Here is a 16194-nt window from a genome sequence, read left to right on the forward strand (position 1 = left end):
CGGCGGGATCCCCGCCGGGAACCCTCCGCGAGCGTGCACCGTCGCCGGGGTCGGCCTCTCGGCGGCTCAGTGGGTGGCGAGCAGGGCGGCCTCCAGGTCGGCGGGGAGGCCGGGCAGCTCCCGGCCCGCCGGGGGCTCCGGACGCCGGCCGGTCCGCATCCACGCCCAGGTGTCGGCCACCGAGTCGCGCACCGGGCGGGAGGGCAGGCCGAGCTCCCGGGCCCGGCGGGTGCCCACGTCCCAGGCCGTGCCGGCGACGTCCGCAGGCAGCCACAGCGGGAGGTGCACCCACGGCTGGACGCCGGCCGCCAGCAGGTCGGCCTCGGGGACGGGCTCCCAGCTGACCTGGCTGCCGGTGACCTGGCGGCAGGTCTCCAGCAGCCCGCCGAGCGTGGTCATGCCGGCGGGGCCGGTGGCGTTCACCGCTCCGGAGAGCCCGCGCTCAACGGCCTCGACGAGCCAGCCGGCCAGGTCCCGGGCGTCCACCAGCGCGATGGGCTGGTCCAGCGTCTCCGGCACGACCACGCGCCCGCCCGCGGCGATGCGGTCCAGCCACCAGCCGAGCCGGTACAGCGGGTCGTGCGGGCCGACGATCAGCCCGGCGCGGGCGGTGAGGAACCGCTCCCCCAGGGCCGCCCCGAGCACCCGCTCGCTGTACGCCTTGTTCGGTCCGTAGTCGTCGTCGGGGGTGTCCCAGGTCGGCTGGTCCTCGTCGGGGACGGGGCCGGGCGGCCAGGTGCGGTAGGCGTTGAGGCTGCTGACGAACGCGTAGGCATCGACGCCGGCCAGGGCGGCCGCCGCGTTGTCCGCCGCGGCCCGGGTCTGGCCGGAGGTGTCGACGACGAGCTCCGGCGCCCAGCCGTCCAGCGCGGCGGGCAGGGCCGCCGGGTCGTCCCGGTCGCCGTGCAGGGCCCGGGCACCGGCCGGCGGCTCCCCGGAGACGCCGCGGGTGAAGGTGGCCACCTCGTGTCCGCGCTCGAGCGCCGCGGAGGCGACGTGCCGGCCGAGGAAGTGGGTGCCGCCGAGCACGAGGAGTCGCATGGCCCCACCCCAGTGCAGGCCGCCGGTCGCCGTCCAGCCGGTTCACTCGCGGCGTAGCTCAAACCACCCTGCGGGGGCCCGCCGCGAGCCTGCGAGTGGCGAGGAGGGGCGAAGGGTCCTTGTTCAGACCGCCCGGCGACCGGACAGGTGCGCGACCTCGGGGACCGGGCGGGAGCCGGCCGCGGCCAGGACGTACTGCGGCGTGCTGCGCTCGTCGCGCTGCCCGCTCATCCGCAGGGCACGCACGCCGGTGAGCGCGTCGGCCTCCGGCGGCACCACGAGGAGGTCGATCCGGCGGCCGCCCTCGGCGGTCATCGACACCAGCTGCGGGTGCATGGTGGCGAAGGCCCCGGTACGGACGACGCGGCCGTTGACGGCCACCTTGCGCGGCGGCACGGTCTCCCACGGCTGCACGGGGTGGGTGAACCGCTCGATCCGCACGCCGAGCAGCTCCAGGGCGGCGACCAGTTCGGGCAGCTCTCCGGCGAGGTCGCGGCTGCGCGGCCACCAGGCCCCGTCGAACGCCGTCTCGGCGGTGGTCCCCTCGACTCGGAGCCGCAGCCGCACGTCGATGCCGTTCCGGAACCCCGCTGCGCGCCCGCTGGTCATGGGTCGACCACCTCTCGTCCTGTTCCCCCGGGCGCGCGGCAGGCCGCGGACACCCCTCCAGTGCGGAAGCTACGACCCCGGCGCCGACACCCCGGCGCGCCACCGGGGAGCCGGCGGGACGTGTCTGCGGCCTACGGCAGGTCTGCACGCAGCGTGACTCGCCGACGACAGTCGCCACAGCTGTCCCGTCCGTCCCGGCACTCCCTGCCCGGACGACGACGCCCCCGCCACCACGGGGGCGACGGGGGCGCTACGGCCCCGCTGCAGGGTCCCGCCGCGAGCTGGCGAGCGGTGGGGGGCAGCGGTCAGGCCCCCTCCCGGGCACCGCCCCGAGCTTGCGAGGGGTGGGAAGGAGGGTCAGGCCCCGCTGCAGGGTCCCGCCGCGAGCGTGCGATCGGTGGGGGCAGCGGTCAGGCCCCCTCCCGGGCACCGCCCCGAGCTTGCGAGGGGTGGGAAGGAGGGGGTCCTTCCTCAGGCGGGCTTGGGCTTGCGGTTCTTGGCCTTGCCCCGCTCGGTCTGGTCCAGCACGACCTTGCGGACCCGCACCGTCGCCGGGGTGACCTCGACGCACTCGTCCTCGGCGCAGAACTCCAGCGCCTGCTCCAGGTTGAGCAGCCGCGGGGGGATGAGCCGCTCCAGCTCCTCGGAGGTGGACTTGCGCATGTTGGTGAGCTTCTTCTCCTTGGTGATGTTCACGTCCATGTCGTCCGGACGGGAGTTCTCACCGACGATCATGCCCTCGTAGACCTCGGTGCCCGGCTGCACCATGAGCTGGCCGCGCTCTTGCAGCGAGAACATCGAGTACGTGGTCGCCACACCCGTCCGGTCGGCGACCAGCGACCCGGTCGGCCGGGCGCGCATGTCGCCGAGCCACGGCTCGTAGCCCTCGAGGTTGTGGTTGAGGACGCCGGTGCCCCGGGTCTCGGTGAGGAACTCGGTGCGGAAACCGATCAGGCCGCGCGAGGGGACGATGTACTCCATCCGCGCCCACCCGGTGTCGTGGTGCACCAGGTTCTCCAGCCGACCGCGCCGGACGGCGAGCGCCTGGGTGAGCGTGCCGACGTACTCCCCCGGGGTGTCGATGGTGACCCGCTCGACCGGCTCGTGCAGCTTGCCGTCGATCTCCTTGGTCACCACGGTGGGCCGGCCGACGGTGAGCTCGAATTCCTCGCGGCGCAGCTGCTCGACCAGGATCGCCAGCGCCAGCTCGCCGCGGCCCTGCATCTCCCAGGTGTCGGGACGGTCGGTGGGCAGCATCCGCACCGACACGTTGCCGACCAGCTCCTGGTCGAGACGGTTCTTGATCAGCCGGGCGGTGAGCTTCTTGCCCGACCTGCCGGAGATCGGCGAGGTGTTGATCCCGATGGTGATGGAGATCGACGGCTCGTCCACGGTCAGCGGCGGCAGCGGGCGGGGGTCGTTCGGGTCGGCGAGGGTGTCGCCGATCATGATGTCCTCGATGCCGGCGATGGCGACCAGGTCGCCGGGGCCGGCGCTGTCGGCGCTGGTGCGGTCCAGGCCCTCGGTCATCAGCAGCTCGGTGATCTTGACCCGCTGGACGGTCCCGTCGACCTTGCACCAGGCGACCTGCTGGCCGTTCTTCATCTCACCGGAGTGGATGCGCAGCAGCGCGAGCCGGCCGAGGTAGGGCGAGGCGTCGAGGTTGGTGACCTGCGCGCGCAGCGGCTCCTCGGCGTCGTAGGTCGGCGCCGGGATGGTCTCCAGCAGGGTCTGCACCAGAGGCTGCAGGTCCGGGCTGTCCGGGCTCGTGCCGTCGGCCGGACGGTTGAGCGACGCCTGGCCGGTCTTGCCCTGGACGTAGACGATCGGGAACTCCAGCGCCTCGGCGGGCAGGCCGGCGTCCTCCAGCAGCTCCAGGAAGAGCTCGTAGCACTCGTCGACGACCTCGGCGATGCGGGCGTCGGACCGGTCGGTCTTGTTCACGGCCAGGATGACCGGCATCCCCTTGCCCAGCGCCTTGCGGAGCACGAAGCGGGTCTGCGGGAGCGGGCCCTCGGAGGCGTCGACGAGCAGGACGACGCCGTCCACCATGGACAGGCCGCGCTCCACCTCGCCGCCGAAGTCGGCGTGGCCGGGGGTGTCGACGATGTTGACGATCACCGGGTTGCCGTCGGCGTCGGCCAGCCGGATGGCGGTGTTCTTGGCGAGGATGGTGATCCCGCGCTCGCGCTCCAGGTCCATGGAGTCCATGACCCGGTCCTGCGTCGAGTCGTTGTCGGTCCCCTCGCCCTTGGCCCGGTGCAGCGCTCCGGACTGCCGGAGCAGGGCGTCGACCAGGGTCGTCTTGCCGTGGTCGACGTGGGCGATGATCGCCACGTTGCGCAGGTCGTTGCGGGTGGGCATGCGGAGAGGCACCTCGGGGGTCGCGTGGGGGCGTCCGCGCGGTGGCGCCGGACACGGGTACAACGGCCGCCGAGCCGGCGACCTTCCCATTCTAGGCGACCGAACGGCGCCTTCCGGCCGGCTGTGACCGGTCAGGCACTCAGGAAGGACCTCGGTCCCCCTCATCCCTCGCAGGCTCGGGACGAGCCTCTGGACCGAGGCCTCAGGGCGCCGGCCGGTCCGCGACCACCCAGGCGAGCCCGGCCGCGACGGCGGTGACGACACCGACGGCCAACCAGGACGGCCACCCGACGCCGAGGGCGAGCACGTGCGCCAGCACGAACGCGGCGACGTAGGCGACACCGAGGCCGAGTGCCACGGCGGCTCCGCGGCGGCGGTGCCAGAGCCACGCGGCGGCCAGCCCGCCCCCGACGAACAGCGCCCCGCCCAGCGCCCGGACGCCGGTCGCCTGGGCAACTCCGAAGCCGGCGGCCAGGCCCAGCGCGACGGGGACGGCGGAGGGAAAACGGGTCTGCGCCCGCGTCAGCGACGGTGTCGACATGTCGCCCAGTGTCCTCCTCGACATGACGACGCCGCGGCCAGAACGCGGCGAGGGCCCCGGGGAACGGTCACCCGGGGCCCTGCATCCCGACACCTGCGCGCGGGCGGCCCCTCTGCAGGGTCCCGCGCCGAGCCTGCGAGGCGTGGGGGGCAGAGGGGTCCTTGCTCACGCAGAGCGGAGCACGGCCTCGATCTCGAGCTCGATGGAGACCTTGTCGCCGACGACGACGCCGCCGCCGTCCATCGGCATGTCGATGTCCACGCCGAACTCCTTGCGGGAGATCTCGGTCTTGCCGCTGAAGCCGGCCCGCGTGCCGCCGTAGGCGTCGGGACCGAAGCCGTTGAGCTCCAGAGCCAGGGTGACCGGCTTGGTGATGCCCTTGATGGTGAGGTCGCCCTCGACGGTCCAGTCCTCGCCGTGGTTGCGCACCGCGGTGGAGCGGAAGGTCATGACCGTGTGGTTGCCGGTGTCGAAGAAGTCCGCGGACTTGATGTGGGCGTCCCGCTGCTCCTGCCGGGTGTCGATCGAGTCCATGTCCACGGTGGCCGTGACGGTCGAGTCGGCCGGGTTCGCGGCGGTGACGATCTCGCCGGAGAACTCGCGGAAGTAGCCGCGGACCTTGCTGACCATCATGTGCCGGACCGAGAAGCCGACGGTCGAGTGGCTGGCGTCGATGTCCCAGGTGCCGACGACGTAGCCGGGGATCTGGACGGTGGTGCTGCTGGTCATGGTGTCTCCATCTGGTTGAGCGTTTGACTGACTGCTGCGGTGAGCGTAGTTGAGAACTTGATTATTCCGCCAGTACCCTGAGGAACATGAGCGCGTCGCCGTCGTCGAGCTGCCCGTCCGAGGAAGACCCACCGCTGACCGGGCCGACCCCCGCCGGCACCGCGGGACCGACCCGCTGGCTGGACGCCGAGGAGCAGCGCGCCTGGCGCGCCTGGCTCTACAGCACCCAGCTGCTGCAGGAGCGGCTCGACCGCGAGCTCACCCGGGGGACCGGCATCTCGCACGCCTACTACGAGATCCTGGTGCAGCTCTCCGAGGCGCCCGAGCGCCGGATGCGGATGAGCCAGCTCGCCGACCTCAGCCTGTCCTCGCGCAGCCGGCTGTCGCACGCGGTCACCCGGCTGGAGGAGCGGGGCTGGATCCGCCGCCAGGTCTGTCCCGAGGACGGCCGCGGCCAGCTCGCCGTCCTCACCGACGAGGGCTTCGCGGCTCTGGAGGCCGCTGCGCCGGTGCACGTGGAGAGCGTCCGCACCCACCTGTTCGACCAGCTGAGCCCGGCACAGGTCGCCGCGCTGCAGGACATCGGGGGGACGCTGCTGCGGCACCTGCAGGACCGCTGACCCTGCGCCGCCGGTCGGCACCCGCCCGGTGCGGCCCACCCGGAGGGGGTGTCCCGGTCCGCGCCCGGCCGCGCGGCGCTCGCGGGGTCACTACTCTGCGCCGGTGACCTGCGTCCGTCCGGCCCGCCGGATCGCGCTGCCGTGGTGACCGACCACAGCGGCGTACACCTCCCGCACGTCGAGCAGTCCCCCACCCGGCAGGTGGGTCGCCGGGTGGTCATCGCCGCCATCGTGCTGGCGCTGACCGTGCTGATCGTCTACCTCGACCGGGACGGCTACCGGGACAACGGCGGCGGCGAGATCAGCGTCCTGGACGCCACCTACTACGCCACGGTGACCCTCTCCACCACCGGGTACGGCGACATCACGCCGGTCGAGCCCGGCGCGCGACTGGTCAACATCCTCGTGATCACGCCGCTGCGGATCATGTTCCTGCTCATCCTCATCGGCACGACCCTCGAGGCGCTCACCGCGAGCTCCCGGGAGGAGTTCCGGATCCGACGCTGGAGGTCCCGCGTGCGCCAGCACGTCATCGTGTGCGGCTACGGCACCAAGGGCCGCAGCGCCATCCGCGCCCTGCTCGGCAACGGCACCGAGGCCGGGCAGATCCTGGTCGTCGACTCCAACCCGGCGGCGGTCGAGGAGGCCAGCTCGGCCGGGTTCACCGCCGTGGTCGGGGACGCCGGCCGCGCCGAGGTGCTCCGGCGCACGGCGGTGGAGAAGGCCCGGGCGGTCATCGTCGCAGCCAGCCGGGACGACGCGGCCGTGCTGATCACCCTCACCGTCCGCCAGCTCAACCCCACGGTGCCGATCACGGCCAGCGTGCGCGAGGAGGAGAACGCCAGCCTGCTGCGGCAGTCCGGCGCCGACTCGGTGATCACGTCGTCCGCGGCGGCCGGGCGGCTGCTCGGCCTGTCCACGGACAGCCCCCGGGTGGTGGCGGTTGTGGAGGACCTGCTCACCGCCGGGCGTGGGCTGGACCTGGTGCAGCGGCCGGCGGCGCAGTCGGAGGTGGGCCTGGACGCCCGGTCCCTGCGCGACGTCGTCCTGTCCGTCACCCGCGGTGGCCGGACGCTCCGCTTCGACGACCCGCTCATCGGCACCCTGCAGTCCGAGGACGTCCTGGTCGTCGTCAAGTCCCGCCGCTGAGCGCCGTGCCCGGGCGCACGATCGTGCGCCCGGGCACCGCACGGGACCGGGCAGGCCCGGGCCGGCACCCGGTCAGGGCCGCGGGTCGGGGCTCCGGGTGATCGCCGGGTCGGTCACCGCCACCGGGGCCAGGACGTCGTCGATCCGCCGCTTCACCTCGGGGTCGAGCCGCACGCCGGAGGCCTTGACGTTGTCGGTCACCTGCTCGGGGCGGCTGGCGCCGATGATCGCGGCGGCGACGTTCTCCTCCTGGAGCACCCAGGCGAGCGCCAGCGCGCCCATCGACAGCCCGAGGTCCGCGGCCACCGGCTCGAGCTCCTGCACCCGCTCGAGGACGTCGTCCTTCATCCAGCGCTGGATGAACCGGGCGCCGCCACCCTTCTCGTCGGTGGCCCGCGACCCCTCCGGCACCGGCTCGCCGGGCCGGTACTTGCCGGTGAGCACGCCCTGCGCGAGCGGGGAGTAGACGACCTGGCTGATGCCCAGCTCGCGGCAGGCCGGTATCACCTCGCCCTCGGGCACCCGGTAGAGCGCGGAGTACTGCGGCTGGTTGGAGACCAGCGGCACGCGGAGCTCGTCGGCCAGCACCTTGGCGGCCCGGATCTCCTCGGCACGCCACTCGGAGACGCCGATGTAGAGCGCCTTGCCCGCGTGCACGACGGCGGCGAAGGCCTCCATCGTCTCCTCGAGCGGGGTCTCGTGGTCGTAGCGGTGGGCCTGGTAGAGGTCCAGGTAGTCGGTGCCCAGCCGGCGCAGCGTCCCCTCGATCGAGTCGCGGACGTGCTTGCGGGACAGGCCGCGCTCGTTGACGCCGTCCCCGGCCGGGAAGTAGACCTTGCTGAAGATCTCTATGCGGCTGCGCCGCTCGCCGGCGAGCGCCTTGCCCAGCACCTCCTCGGCCCGCCCCTCGGCGTAGACGTCGGCGGTGTCGAAGGTGGTGATGCCGGCGTCCAGCGCCGCCCGGACGCAGGCGGTCGCCGCGTCGGCCTCCACCTGCCCGCCGTGGGTGATCCAGTTGCCGTAGGTGAGCTCGCTGATCTTCAGGCCGCTGCGGCCCAGGTGTCGGGACTCCATGCCCCGCCGGTACCCGCGCCTCCCCCCGCCGTCCGTTCCGTCTGGGATGCCGGACAGGCGTGGCCGCGCAGGGCTGGGACGCGCCGTCCCGACGGTGTGCGATGGGCGCATGGACGCACTCCACGCCGCCGGTCCGGCGGAGTCGCTGGACCGGCGCTTCGCCGCCACCTGGACCGACCTGGCCGACGTCGGCCGCGACCGGACGACGGGCGGCTACCGGCGGTTCGCCTGGACCGCGGCGGACCGGGAGCTGCGGGAGTGGTTCACCGACCAGGCCGGCCGGCGGGGGATGTCCTCCGAGCAGGACCGCAACGGCAACCTCTGGGCCTGGTGGGGCGAGCCGGGGCCCGGGGCCGTGGTGACCGGCAGCCACCTGGACAGCGTTCCCGACGGCGGCGGCTACGACGGCCCTCTCGGGGTGGTCTCCGGCTTCCTGGCCGTGGACGAGCTGCGGTCCCGCGGTGCAGCACCCGACCGGCCCGTCGCGGTGACGGCCTTCAGCGACGAGGAGGGGGCGCGCTTCGGCGTGGCCTGCGTCGGCAGCCGGCTGCTCACCGGCACGCTCGACCCGGACCGGGCCCGAGCCCTGCGCGACCGGGACGGCGTTCCGCTGGCCGAGGCGATGCAGCGCGCCGGCGCCGACCCGCGGGCGCTGGGGCGGGACGACGAGGCCCTCGCCCGGATCGGTGCGTTCGTGGAGCTGCACGTCGAGCAGGGCCAGGGGCTGGTGCACGCCGGCCGGCCGGTCGGGGTGGCCACCGGCATCTGGCCGCACGGCCGCTGGCGCTGCCGGTTCGACGGGGAGGCCAACCACGCCGGCACCACCCGGCTGGCAGACCGGCGGGACCCGATGCTGCCGTACGCCGTCGCCGTGCTGGCCGCCCGGACGCTCGCCGAGCAGACCGGCGCGGTGGCCACCTTCGGCAAGGTGCAGATCTCCCCCAACGGCACCAACGCCATCGCCTCCCGCGTCGAGGCGTGGCTGGACGGCCGCGCGCCGGACGGCGCCACGGTCGAGCGGCTCGTCGCCGGCATCACCGCAGCCGCCGAGGACGCCGCCCGTGCGCACGGCACGACGGTCGAGGTGACCCGGGAGTCCTGGTCCCCCGTCGTGGACTTCGACCCGCGGCTGCGCGACCGGATCGGCACGCTGCTCGGCGGGGTCCCCGAGCTGCCCACCGGCGCCGGCCACGACGCGGGGGTCCTGGCCGCCCGGGTGCCCACCGCCATGCTGTTCGTGCGCAACCCGACCGGGATCAGCCACAGCCCGGCCGAGCACGCGACCGCCGAGGACTGCGTCGCCGGCGTCCGGGCGCTCGCGACGGTGCTGGAGGACCTGGCATGCCGGTGACGAGGTTCTTCGCCGACTCCGCGTGGCTCGGCGGGGACCGGGTCGAGGACGACGTGCTGATCGAGGTCACCGGGGAGCGGATCACCGCACTGCGCCCGGGCACCGACCGCCCCGCCGACGCGGTGCACCTGGCCGGCGTGACCCTGCCCGGGCTGGTCGACGCCCACAGCCACGCGTTCCACCGCGCGCTGCGCGGCCGCACCCACCGCGGCGGGGGCACCTTCTGGACCTGGCGGGAGGACATGTACGCCGTCGCTGCCGGACTGACCCCCGACTCGTACCACGCGCTGGCCCGGGCCACCTACGCGGAGATGGCGCTGGCCGGGATCACCTGCGTCGGGGAGTTCCACTACCTGCACCACGGCCCGGACGGCGTCCCCTACGCCGACGCCAACGCCATGGGGCAGGCGCTGCTGGCCGCCGCCGAGGACGCCGGCATCCGGATCACCCTGCTGGACGCCTGCTACCTGCGCGGAGGCATCGGGACGGCGCTGCAGGGTCCGCAGCTCCGCTTCGGCGACGGGGACGCCGCGCGCTGGGCCGAGCGGGCCGCGGCGCTGCAGGGCTCGCCGGGGGCCCGGATCGGCGCCGCCGTCCACTCGGTCCGCGCGGTGCCCGAGGACCAGCTGGCCACGGTGGTGGCCTGGGCCGACGAGCGCGGCGCCCCGCTGCACGTCCACCTGTCCGAGCAGCGCGCCGAGAACGAGGCCTGCCTCGCCGCCTCGGGCCGGACACCGACCCAGCTGCTCGCCGACGCCGGGGCGCTGGGGCCGCACACCTCCGCGGTGCACGCCACGCACCTCACGCCGGCCGACGTCAGCACGCTCGGCACGTCCGCGACCACCGTCTGCCTGTGCCCGACGACCGAGCGGGACCTCGCCGACGGCATCGGGCCGGCCCGGCGGCTGGCCGACGCGGGGTCCCCGCTGTCGCTGGGCACCGACAGCCATGCCGTCGTCGACCTGTTCGAGGAGGCCCGCGGGGTGGAACTGCACGAGCGGCTGGCGTCCGAGCGGCGCGGGCACTGGAGCGCCCCGGACCTCCTCCGGGCCGCCACCGGCGACGGCGCCGCGTCCCTGGGCTGGCCCGACGCCGGGCGGCTGGCCGTGGGGGCCCTCGCCGACCTGGTGACCGTCGGGCTGGGCTCGGTGCGGCTGGCCGGGGCGCGACCGGAGACGCTGCTCGAGTCGGTGCTGTTCGCCGCCGCCGCCCCCGACGTCCGGGAGGTCGTCGTCGGCGGCCGCCGGGTGGTCACCGGCGGACGGCACACCGCCGTGGGCGACGTGGCCGGCGCCCTGGGCTCGGCGATCGCGGCGGTCCTGCCGTGACCGGCGCCGAGGCCGGGGGCAGCGTGCTCGTCGACGGCATCGGCAGCCTGGTCACCAACGACCCCGGTCTCGGCGAAGGGCCGCTGGGGATCGTCCGGGACGCGGCGCTGGTGCTCGATGGCGGCGTCGTGGCCTGGGCCGGGCCCCGGCGCGCGGTCCCCGAGCAGGCAGCCCGCGAGCGCGTCGACGCCGGCGGCCGCGCGGTGCTGCCCGGGTTCGTGGACAGCCACGGGCACCTGGTGTTCGCCGGCGACCGCACGGCCGAGTTCGCCGCCCGGATGTCCGGCCGGCCGTACACCGCCGGCGGGATCCGGACGACCGTCGAGGCCACCCGGGCGGCGTCCGACGCGGAGCTCGGCCGCCGGACGGCCGCGCTCGTCGCGGAGGCGCTGCGGTCGGGGACCACGACCCTCGAGTGCAAGTCCGGTTACGGCCTCACCGTGGCCGACGAGCGGCGCAGCCTGGACGTCGCCGCGGCGCACACCGAGGAGGTCACGTTCCTCGGTGCGCACGTCGTCCCGGCCGAGTACGCCGACCACCCCGACGACTACGTCGACCTGGTCTGCTCGGCGATGCTCGACGCCTGCGCACCGGCGGCCCGGTGGGTCGACGTCTTCTGCGAGCGCGGCGCCTTCGACGGCGACCAGACCCGCGCCGTCCTGCGCGCGGGCGTCGCCCGGGGGCTGCGGCCCCGGGTGCACGCCAACCAGCTCGGCCCCGGACCGGGCGTGCAGATCGCGGTGGAGTTCGACGCCGCCTCCGCCGACCACGTCACGCACGTGACCGATGCGGACGTCGAGGCGCTGGCCGGCAGCGCGACGGTCGCCACCCTGCTGCCCGGAGCGGAGTTCTCCACCCGCGCCGACTACCCCGACGCCCGCCGGCTCCTCGACGCCGGGGTCACCGTGGCGCTCGCCGCCGACTGCAACCCCGGCTCCAGCTTCACCACCAACATCCCGTTCTGCATCGCCGTCGCCGTCCGGGACATGGGGATGACGCCGGACGAGGCGGTGTGGGCCGCCACCCTGGGCGGCGCGCAGGCACTGCGGCGCACCGACGTCGGCCACCTGGGCGTCGGCGCCCGGGCCGACGTCGTCCTGCTGGACGCGCCCTCGCACGTGCACCTGTCCTACCGGCCCGGTGTCCCGCTCGTCGCCCGGGTGTGGCGGGGTGGGGTGCCGGCCGTCTGACGGCGACCGGCACCCCTTGGCTCAGGCGCCGCCGGCCTCCCGCATCGGGATACGGACGCCCCGCTCCCGCGCGACGTCCTCCGCGCGGTCGTAGCCGGCGTCCACGTGCCGGATCACGCCCGTCCCGGGGTCGTTGGTCAGCACGCGGGCGAGCTTGGCCGCGGCCAGCTCGGTGCCGTCGGCCACGCTCACCTGGCCGGCGTGCAGCGACCGCCCGATGCCCACGCCGCCGCCGTGGTGGATCGACACCCAGCTGGCACCGGAGGCGGTGTTCACCAGGGCGTTGAGCAGCGGCCAGTCGGCGATGGCGTCCGAGCCGTCGGCCATCGCCTCGGTCTCCCGGTAGGGGGAGGCCACCGACCCGCAGTCCAGGTGGTCCCGGCCGATCACCACCGGTGCGCAGATCTCCCCCGAGGCGACCATCTCGTTGAACCGCAGGCCCGCGGCGTCGCGCTGGCCGTACCCCAGCCAGCAGATCCGGGCCGGCAGCCCCTGGAAGGCCACCCGGTCCTGCGCCGCCCGGATCCACCGCTGCAGGTGGTCGTCGTCCGGGAAGAGGTCGAGCACGGCCCGGTCGGTGGCCGCGATGTCCTCCGGGTCCCCGCTCAGCGCTGCCCAGCGGAACGGGCCCTTGCCCTCGCAGAACAGCGGCCGGATGTAGGCCGGCACGAACCCAGGGAAGGCGAAGGCCCGGTCGAACCCGCCCAGCCGGGCCTCGTCGCGGATGGAGTTGCCGTAGTCGAACACCTCCGCCCCGGCGTCCAGGAAGCCGACCATCGCCTCGACGTGCCGCGCCATCGACGCCCGGGCCCGGTCGGTGAACTCCTCGGGCTTGGCCTCGGCGAGGTCCTGCCAGTCAGCGACGTCGACGCCCTCGGGCAGGTAGGACAGCGGGTCGTGCGCGGAGGTCTGGTCGGTGACGACGTCGATCTCCACCCCTCGGCGCAGCAGCTCGGGGAACACGGTCGCGGCGTTGCCCACCAGCCCGACCGACAGCGCCCGCCGCTCGCGCTTCGCCGCCAGGCACCGGGCCACGGCGTCGTCCAGGTCGTCGGCCACCTCGTCGAGGTAGCGGTGCTCCACGCGGCGGCGCAGCCGGGCGGCGTCGACGTCGACGACCAGGCAGACGCCGCCGTTCAGCGTGACGGCCAGGGGCTGGGCGCCGCCCATGCCGCCGCAGCCGCCGGTGAGCGTGAGCGTGCCGGCCAGCGTGCCCCCGAACCGCTTCGCGGCGACGGCGGCGAAGGTCTCGTAGGTGCCCTGCAGGATCCCCTGGGTGCCGATGTAGATCCACGACCCGGCGGTCATCTGCCCGTACATCGTCAGGCCCAGCCGCTCCAGCCGGCGGAACTCCGGCCAGGTGGCCCAGTCGCCGACCAGGTTGGAGTTGGCGATCAGCACCCGCGGCGCCCACTCGTGGGTGCGCATCACGCCGACCGGCCGGCCGGACTGGACCAGCATCGTCTCGTCGTCGGCCAGCGTCGTCAGCGTGCGGACCATGGCGTCGAAGCTGGCCCAGTCCCGGGCGGCCCGGCCGGTGCCGCCGTAGACGACCAGGTCGTCGGGGCGCTCGGCGACCGCGGGGTCCAGGTTGTTCTGCAGCATCCGCAGCGGTGCCTCGGTCTGCCAGCTGCGGGCGGTGAGCGTGGTCCCGCGCGCGGCGCGGACCGGTCGTGCTCCGTCCATGTGTCGGTTCCTCCTCGGGAGTCGGATCGGGGTCAGGACAGTCGGTGGTCGGGCAGTGCGGACTGCGCGGCGGCGAGGACGGCGCCGGTGTGCACGGCCCGGACGACGGCCTCGATCTCCGGCGCGAGGTACCGGTCGGTGCCGGGTCCGGGCACCCCGGCCGCGCGGACGGCGTCGCGCACCGCCGCGGTGGCGGCCGCCGGCCGCAGCGGGGCGCGCAGGTCCAGGGCCCGGGCGGCGGTGAGCACCTCGATGGCCAGGACCCGGGTGAGCCCGTCGACCGCGCGGCGCAGCTTGCGGGCGGCGGCCCAGCCCATCGAGACGTGGTCCTCCTGCATCGCCGAGGACGGGATGGAGTCGACGCTGGCCGGCACCGCCAGCCGCTTGAGGTCGCTGACGATGCCGGCGGCCGTGTACTGGGCGATCATCAGCCCCGAGTCGACGCCGGGATCCTCGGCCAGGAAGGGCGGCAGGCCGTGGTTGCGGGCGACGTCGAGGAACCGGTCGGTCCGCCGCTCGCTCATGCCGGCGACGTCGGCCACGGCGATGGCCAGGAAGTCCAGGACGTAGCCGACCGGGGCGCCGTGGAAGTTCCCGTTGGACTCCACCCGCCCGTCGGGGGTGACGACCGGGTTGTCGACGGCCGAGGCGAGCTCCCGCTCGGCGACCGCGGCGGCGTGGGCGACGGTGTCGCGGGCGGCGCCGTGCACCTGCGGGGCGCAGCGCAGCGAGTAGGCGTCCTGCACCCGGGTGCACTCCGGCCCCCGGTGGCTGGCCATGACGCCGCTGCCGGCCAGCAGCGCCCGGAGGTTGGCCGCCGAGTCCGCCTGGCCGGGGTGGGGGCGCAGCGCCTGCAGGTCCGCGGCGAAGACGGCGTCGGTGCCCAGCAGCGCCTCGACGCTCATCGCCGCGGCGACGTCGGCGGTGCCGAGCAGGCGGCGCAGGTCGGCCAGCGCCAGGACCAGCATGCCGAGCATCCCGTCGGTGCCGTTGATGAGCGCGAGGCCCTCCTTCTCGGCCAGCACGACCGGCTCGACGCCGTGCTCGCGCAGCGCCTCGCCGGCCGGCCGCAGGGTGCCCTCGGCGTCGCGCACGTCGCCCTCACCGGTGACGGCCAGGGCGACGGAGGACAGCGGCGCGAGGTCGCCCGAGCAGCCCAGTGACCCGTGCTCGTGGACGACCGGCGTCAGCCCGGCGTCCAGCAGCGCGGCGTAGGCCCGCGCCGTCTCCGGGCGCACCCCGGTCCGGCCGGTCGCCAGCGTCGACAGCCGCAGCAGCATCAGCGCCCGGACGACCTCGCGCTCGACCTCCGGGCCGCTGCCGGCGGCGTGCGACCGGATCAGGCTGCGTTGCAGCTGGGCCCGCATCGGCACGGGGATGTGCCGGGTCGCCAGCGCGCCGAAGCCGGTGGACACCCCGTAGTGCGGCTGGTCGTCACCGGCGAGCGCCTCGACCACCGCCCGGCTGCGGGCGATCTCCTCCAGGGCGCCGGCGGCCAGCCGGACACCGACGCCGTCGCGGGCCACCCGGACGACGTCCTCGGGCCGGACCGGGCCGCAGCTCACCTCGATCTGCTCAGATCCCACCCCTCCATGGCACACCCGGGGGCGGGCCGACCACCATCACCTGCGGCGCCGGGCTGTCCCGTATCCCAGACATTCGCCTACCCTCCGGCCGTGGCCCAGGACCCCGGCACCCGACCGGCCGGTCGCGGTGGGGTGCCGGCCGCCCGGCAGGCGCTGGCCCTGCTGCAGGCACTGGCCCGCCAGCCGGGCCCGGCGCCTGCCGCGGCGCTGGCCCGGGACCTGGGGCTGCCGCGGTCGACCACCTACCACCTGCTGGCCGAGCTGCAGGCGGCCGGCTTCGTCGTCCACCTCCCCGAGGAGCGCCGGTACGGCCTGGGGGTGAGCGCGTTCGAGCTGGGCAGCGCGTACATGCGGCAGGAGCCGCTGGCCCGGCTGGCCCGCCCGGTGCTCGGCCGGCTGGTCGACGCGGTGGGCCACACCGCCCACCTCGCGGTGCTGCACGGGCGCGAGGTCCTCTACGTGGTGGAGGAGCGCGCCCCCGGGCGGCCGGCCCTGGTGACCGACGTCGGCGTCCGGCTCCCCGCCCAGCTGACCGCCAGCGGCCGGGCGGTCCTGGCCCACCTGCCCCCGGCGCAGGTCAGGGCTCTGTTCCCCGACGTCGGCGCCTTCGTCGAGCGCCACGGCACCGGACCGCGCTCGCTGTCCGCGCTCCGCCGGCTGCTCACCGAGGTCCGGCAGACCGGCTACGCCACCGAGGACGGTCAGGTCACCCCCGGGTTCGCCTCGGTCGCGGCCGCGGTCTACGACCACACGGGCCACCCGGTGGCGGGGACGGCGGTCACCTTCCCATCCGACGCGGTGGACGACGTCACCCGGGAGCGCATGGCGGTCCGCACGGCGCGGGCGGCGTCCGAGCTGACCCGGCGGCTCGGCGGGCGCCTCCCGCAGACCGCCCAGCGACGTCCGCCGCCCCGCTGACCCGTCCG

Annotated in this window: 14 protein-coding genes; 6 read left to right on the forward strand and 8 right to left on the reverse strand. The window is 75.1% G+C overall.

Features of this window, described 5'->3' with window-relative positions; genetic code table 11:
- Positions 1–66: 66 nt before the first annotated feature.
- The 5 genes from ACWIX6_RS18245 to ACWIX6_RS18265 form a co-directional block, all read right to left on the reverse strand.
- On the reverse strand, positions 67–1041 hold the full coding sequence (locus tag ACWIX6_RS18245; RefSeq protein ID WP_448613850.1) for an NAD-dependent epimerase/dehydratase family protein: 975 nt from the start codon (positions 1039–1041) through the stop codon (positions 67–69).
- 123 nt (positions 1042–1164) lie between these two features.
- A complete protein-coding gene (locus tag ACWIX6_RS18250) occupies positions 1165–1650 on the reverse strand; it encodes a DUF5994 family protein (RefSeq protein WP_448613851.1) in 486 nt (161 codons plus the stop codon).
- Positions 1651–2121: 471 nt separating this feature from the next.
- A complete protein-coding gene (typA, locus tag ACWIX6_RS18255) occupies positions 2122–4014 on the reverse strand; it encodes a translational GTPase TypA (RefSeq protein WP_448613852.1) in 1893 nt (630 codons plus the stop codon).
- 202 nt (positions 4015–4216) lie between these two features.
- A complete protein-coding gene (locus tag ACWIX6_RS18260) occupies positions 4217–4555 on the reverse strand; it encodes a hypothetical protein (RefSeq protein WP_448613853.1) in 339 nt (112 codons plus the stop codon).
- Positions 4556–4720: 165 nt separating this feature from the next.
- Positions 4721–5284, reverse strand: coding sequence for a YceI family protein (locus tag ACWIX6_RS18265; RefSeq protein WP_448613854.1), 564 nt, complete (start codon positions 5282–5284; stop codon positions 4721–4723).
- 86 nt (positions 5285–5370) lie between these two features.
- Between ACWIX6_RS18265 and ACWIX6_RS18270 the strand changes: the two genes are divergently transcribed.
- Together ACWIX6_RS18270 and ACWIX6_RS18275 are read left to right on the forward strand one after the other, a co-directional pair.
- Complete coding sequence (locus ACWIX6_RS18270) at positions 5371–5904, forward strand: MarR family winged helix-turn-helix transcriptional regulator (protein ID WP_448613855.1); 534 nt, start codon at positions 5371–5373, stop codon at positions 5902–5904.
- A gap of 144 nt (positions 5905–6048) precedes the next feature.
- Positions 6049–7053, forward strand: a complete 1005-nt coding sequence (locus tag ACWIX6_RS18275; RefSeq protein WP_448613856.1) for a potassium channel family protein — start codon at positions 6049–6051, stop codon at positions 7051–7053.
- A gap of 72 nt (positions 7054–7125) precedes the next feature.
- Here ACWIX6_RS18275 and ACWIX6_RS18280 read toward each other — a convergent pair whose 3' ends face one another.
- Complete coding sequence (locus tag ACWIX6_RS18280; RefSeq protein WP_448613857.1) at positions 7126–8127, reverse strand: aldo/keto reductase family protein; 1002 nt, start codon at positions 8125–8127, stop codon at positions 7126–7128.
- Between the two features lie 109 nt (positions 8128–8236).
- On the opposite strand from ACWIX6_RS18280, the gene ACWIX6_RS18285 reads away from it, so the two are divergent.
- Genes ACWIX6_RS18285 through hutI form a run of 3 tightly spaced genes read left to right on the forward strand, consistent with a single transcriptional unit; the run spans position 8237 to position 11996 of the window.
- Positions 8237–9478: an allantoate amidohydrolase gene (locus tag ACWIX6_RS18285; RefSeq protein ID WP_448613858.1), complete on the forward strand. Its 1242-nt coding sequence runs from the start codon at positions 8237–8239 to the stop codon at positions 9476–9478.
- Positions 9469–10806 (forward strand): formimidoylglutamate deiminase, encoded by a 1338-nt coding sequence (locus tag ACWIX6_RS18290; protein ID WP_448613859.1) that lies wholly within the window; start codon positions 9469–9471, stop codon positions 10804–10806. Before ACWIX6_RS18285 ends, ACWIX6_RS18290 begins: the two co-directional genes overlap by 10 nt.
- Positions 10803–11996: an imidazolonepropionase gene (gene hutI / locus ACWIX6_RS18295; protein WP_448613860.1), complete on the forward strand. Its 1194-nt coding sequence runs from the start codon at positions 10803–10805 to the stop codon at positions 11994–11996. Before ACWIX6_RS18290 ends, hutI begins: the two co-directional genes overlap by 4 nt.
- Before the next feature lie 21 nt (positions 11997–12017).
- Here the strand turns inward: hutI and hutU are convergent, their stop codons facing one another.
- Complete coding sequence (gene hutU, locus ACWIX6_RS18300) at positions 12018–13682, reverse strand: urocanate hydratase (RefSeq protein ID WP_448613861.1); 1665 nt, start codon at positions 13680–13682, stop codon at positions 12018–12020.
- A gap of 32 nt (positions 13683–13714) precedes the next feature.
- The gene (gene hutH / locus ACWIX6_RS18305) at positions 13715–15268 is read right to left on the reverse strand and encodes a histidine ammonia-lyase (RefSeq protein WP_448613862.1); all 1554 of its coding nucleotides are present in this window, start codon (positions 15266–15268) and stop codon (positions 13715–13717) included.
- Between the two features lie 90 nt (positions 15269–15358).
- On the opposite strand from hutH, the gene ACWIX6_RS18310 reads away from it, so the two are divergent.
- Positions 15359–16186, forward strand: a complete 828-nt coding sequence (locus tag ACWIX6_RS18310; protein WP_448613863.1) for an IclR family transcriptional regulator — start codon at positions 15359–15361, stop codon at positions 16184–16186.
- Positions 16187–16194: the final 8 nt, after the last annotated feature.

It is taken from the genome of Modestobacter sp. URMC 112 (assembly GCF_053502575.1).

Excerpts from the sequence above, each read along its gene's own strand:
- ACWIX6_RS18245 (WP_448613850.1), bottom strand. The coding sequence starts at position 1,041 with ATGCGACTCCTCGTGCTCGGCGGCACCCACTTCCTCGGCCGGCACGTC.
- ACWIX6_RS18250 (WP_448613851.1), bottom strand. The coding sequence starts at position 1,650 with ATGACCAGCGGGCGCGCAGCGGGGTTCCGGAACGGCATCGACGTGCGG.
- typA (WP_448613852.1), bottom strand. The coding sequence starts at position 4,014 with ATGCCCACCCGCAACGACCTGCGCAACGTGGCGATCATCGCCCACGTC.
- ACWIX6_RS18260 (WP_448613853.1), bottom strand. The coding sequence starts at position 4,555 with ATGTCGACACCGTCGCTGACGCGGGCGCAGACCCGTTTTCCCTCCGCC.
- ACWIX6_RS18265 (WP_448613854.1), bottom strand. The coding sequence starts at position 5,284 with ATGACCAGCAGCACCACCGTCCAGATCCCCGGCTACGTCGTCGGCACC.
- ACWIX6_RS18270 (WP_448613855.1), top strand. The coding sequence starts at position 5,371 with ATGAGCGCGTCGCCGTCGTCGAGCTGCCCGTCCGAGGAAGACCCACCG.
- ACWIX6_RS18280 (WP_448613857.1), bottom strand. The coding sequence starts at position 8,127 with ATGGAGTCCCGACACCTGGGCCGCAGCGGCCTGAAGATCAGCGAGCTC.
- ACWIX6_RS18285 (WP_448613858.1), top strand. The coding sequence starts at position 8,237 with ATGGACGCACTCCACGCCGCCGGTCCGGCGGAGTCGCTGGACCGGCGC.
- ACWIX6_RS18290 (WP_448613859.1), top strand. The coding sequence starts at position 9,469 with ATGCCGGTGACGAGGTTCTTCGCCGACTCCGCGTGGCTCGGCGGGGAC.
- hutU (WP_448613861.1), bottom strand. The coding sequence starts at position 13,682 with ATGGACGGAGCACGACCGGTCCGCGCCGCGCGCGGGACCACGCTCACC.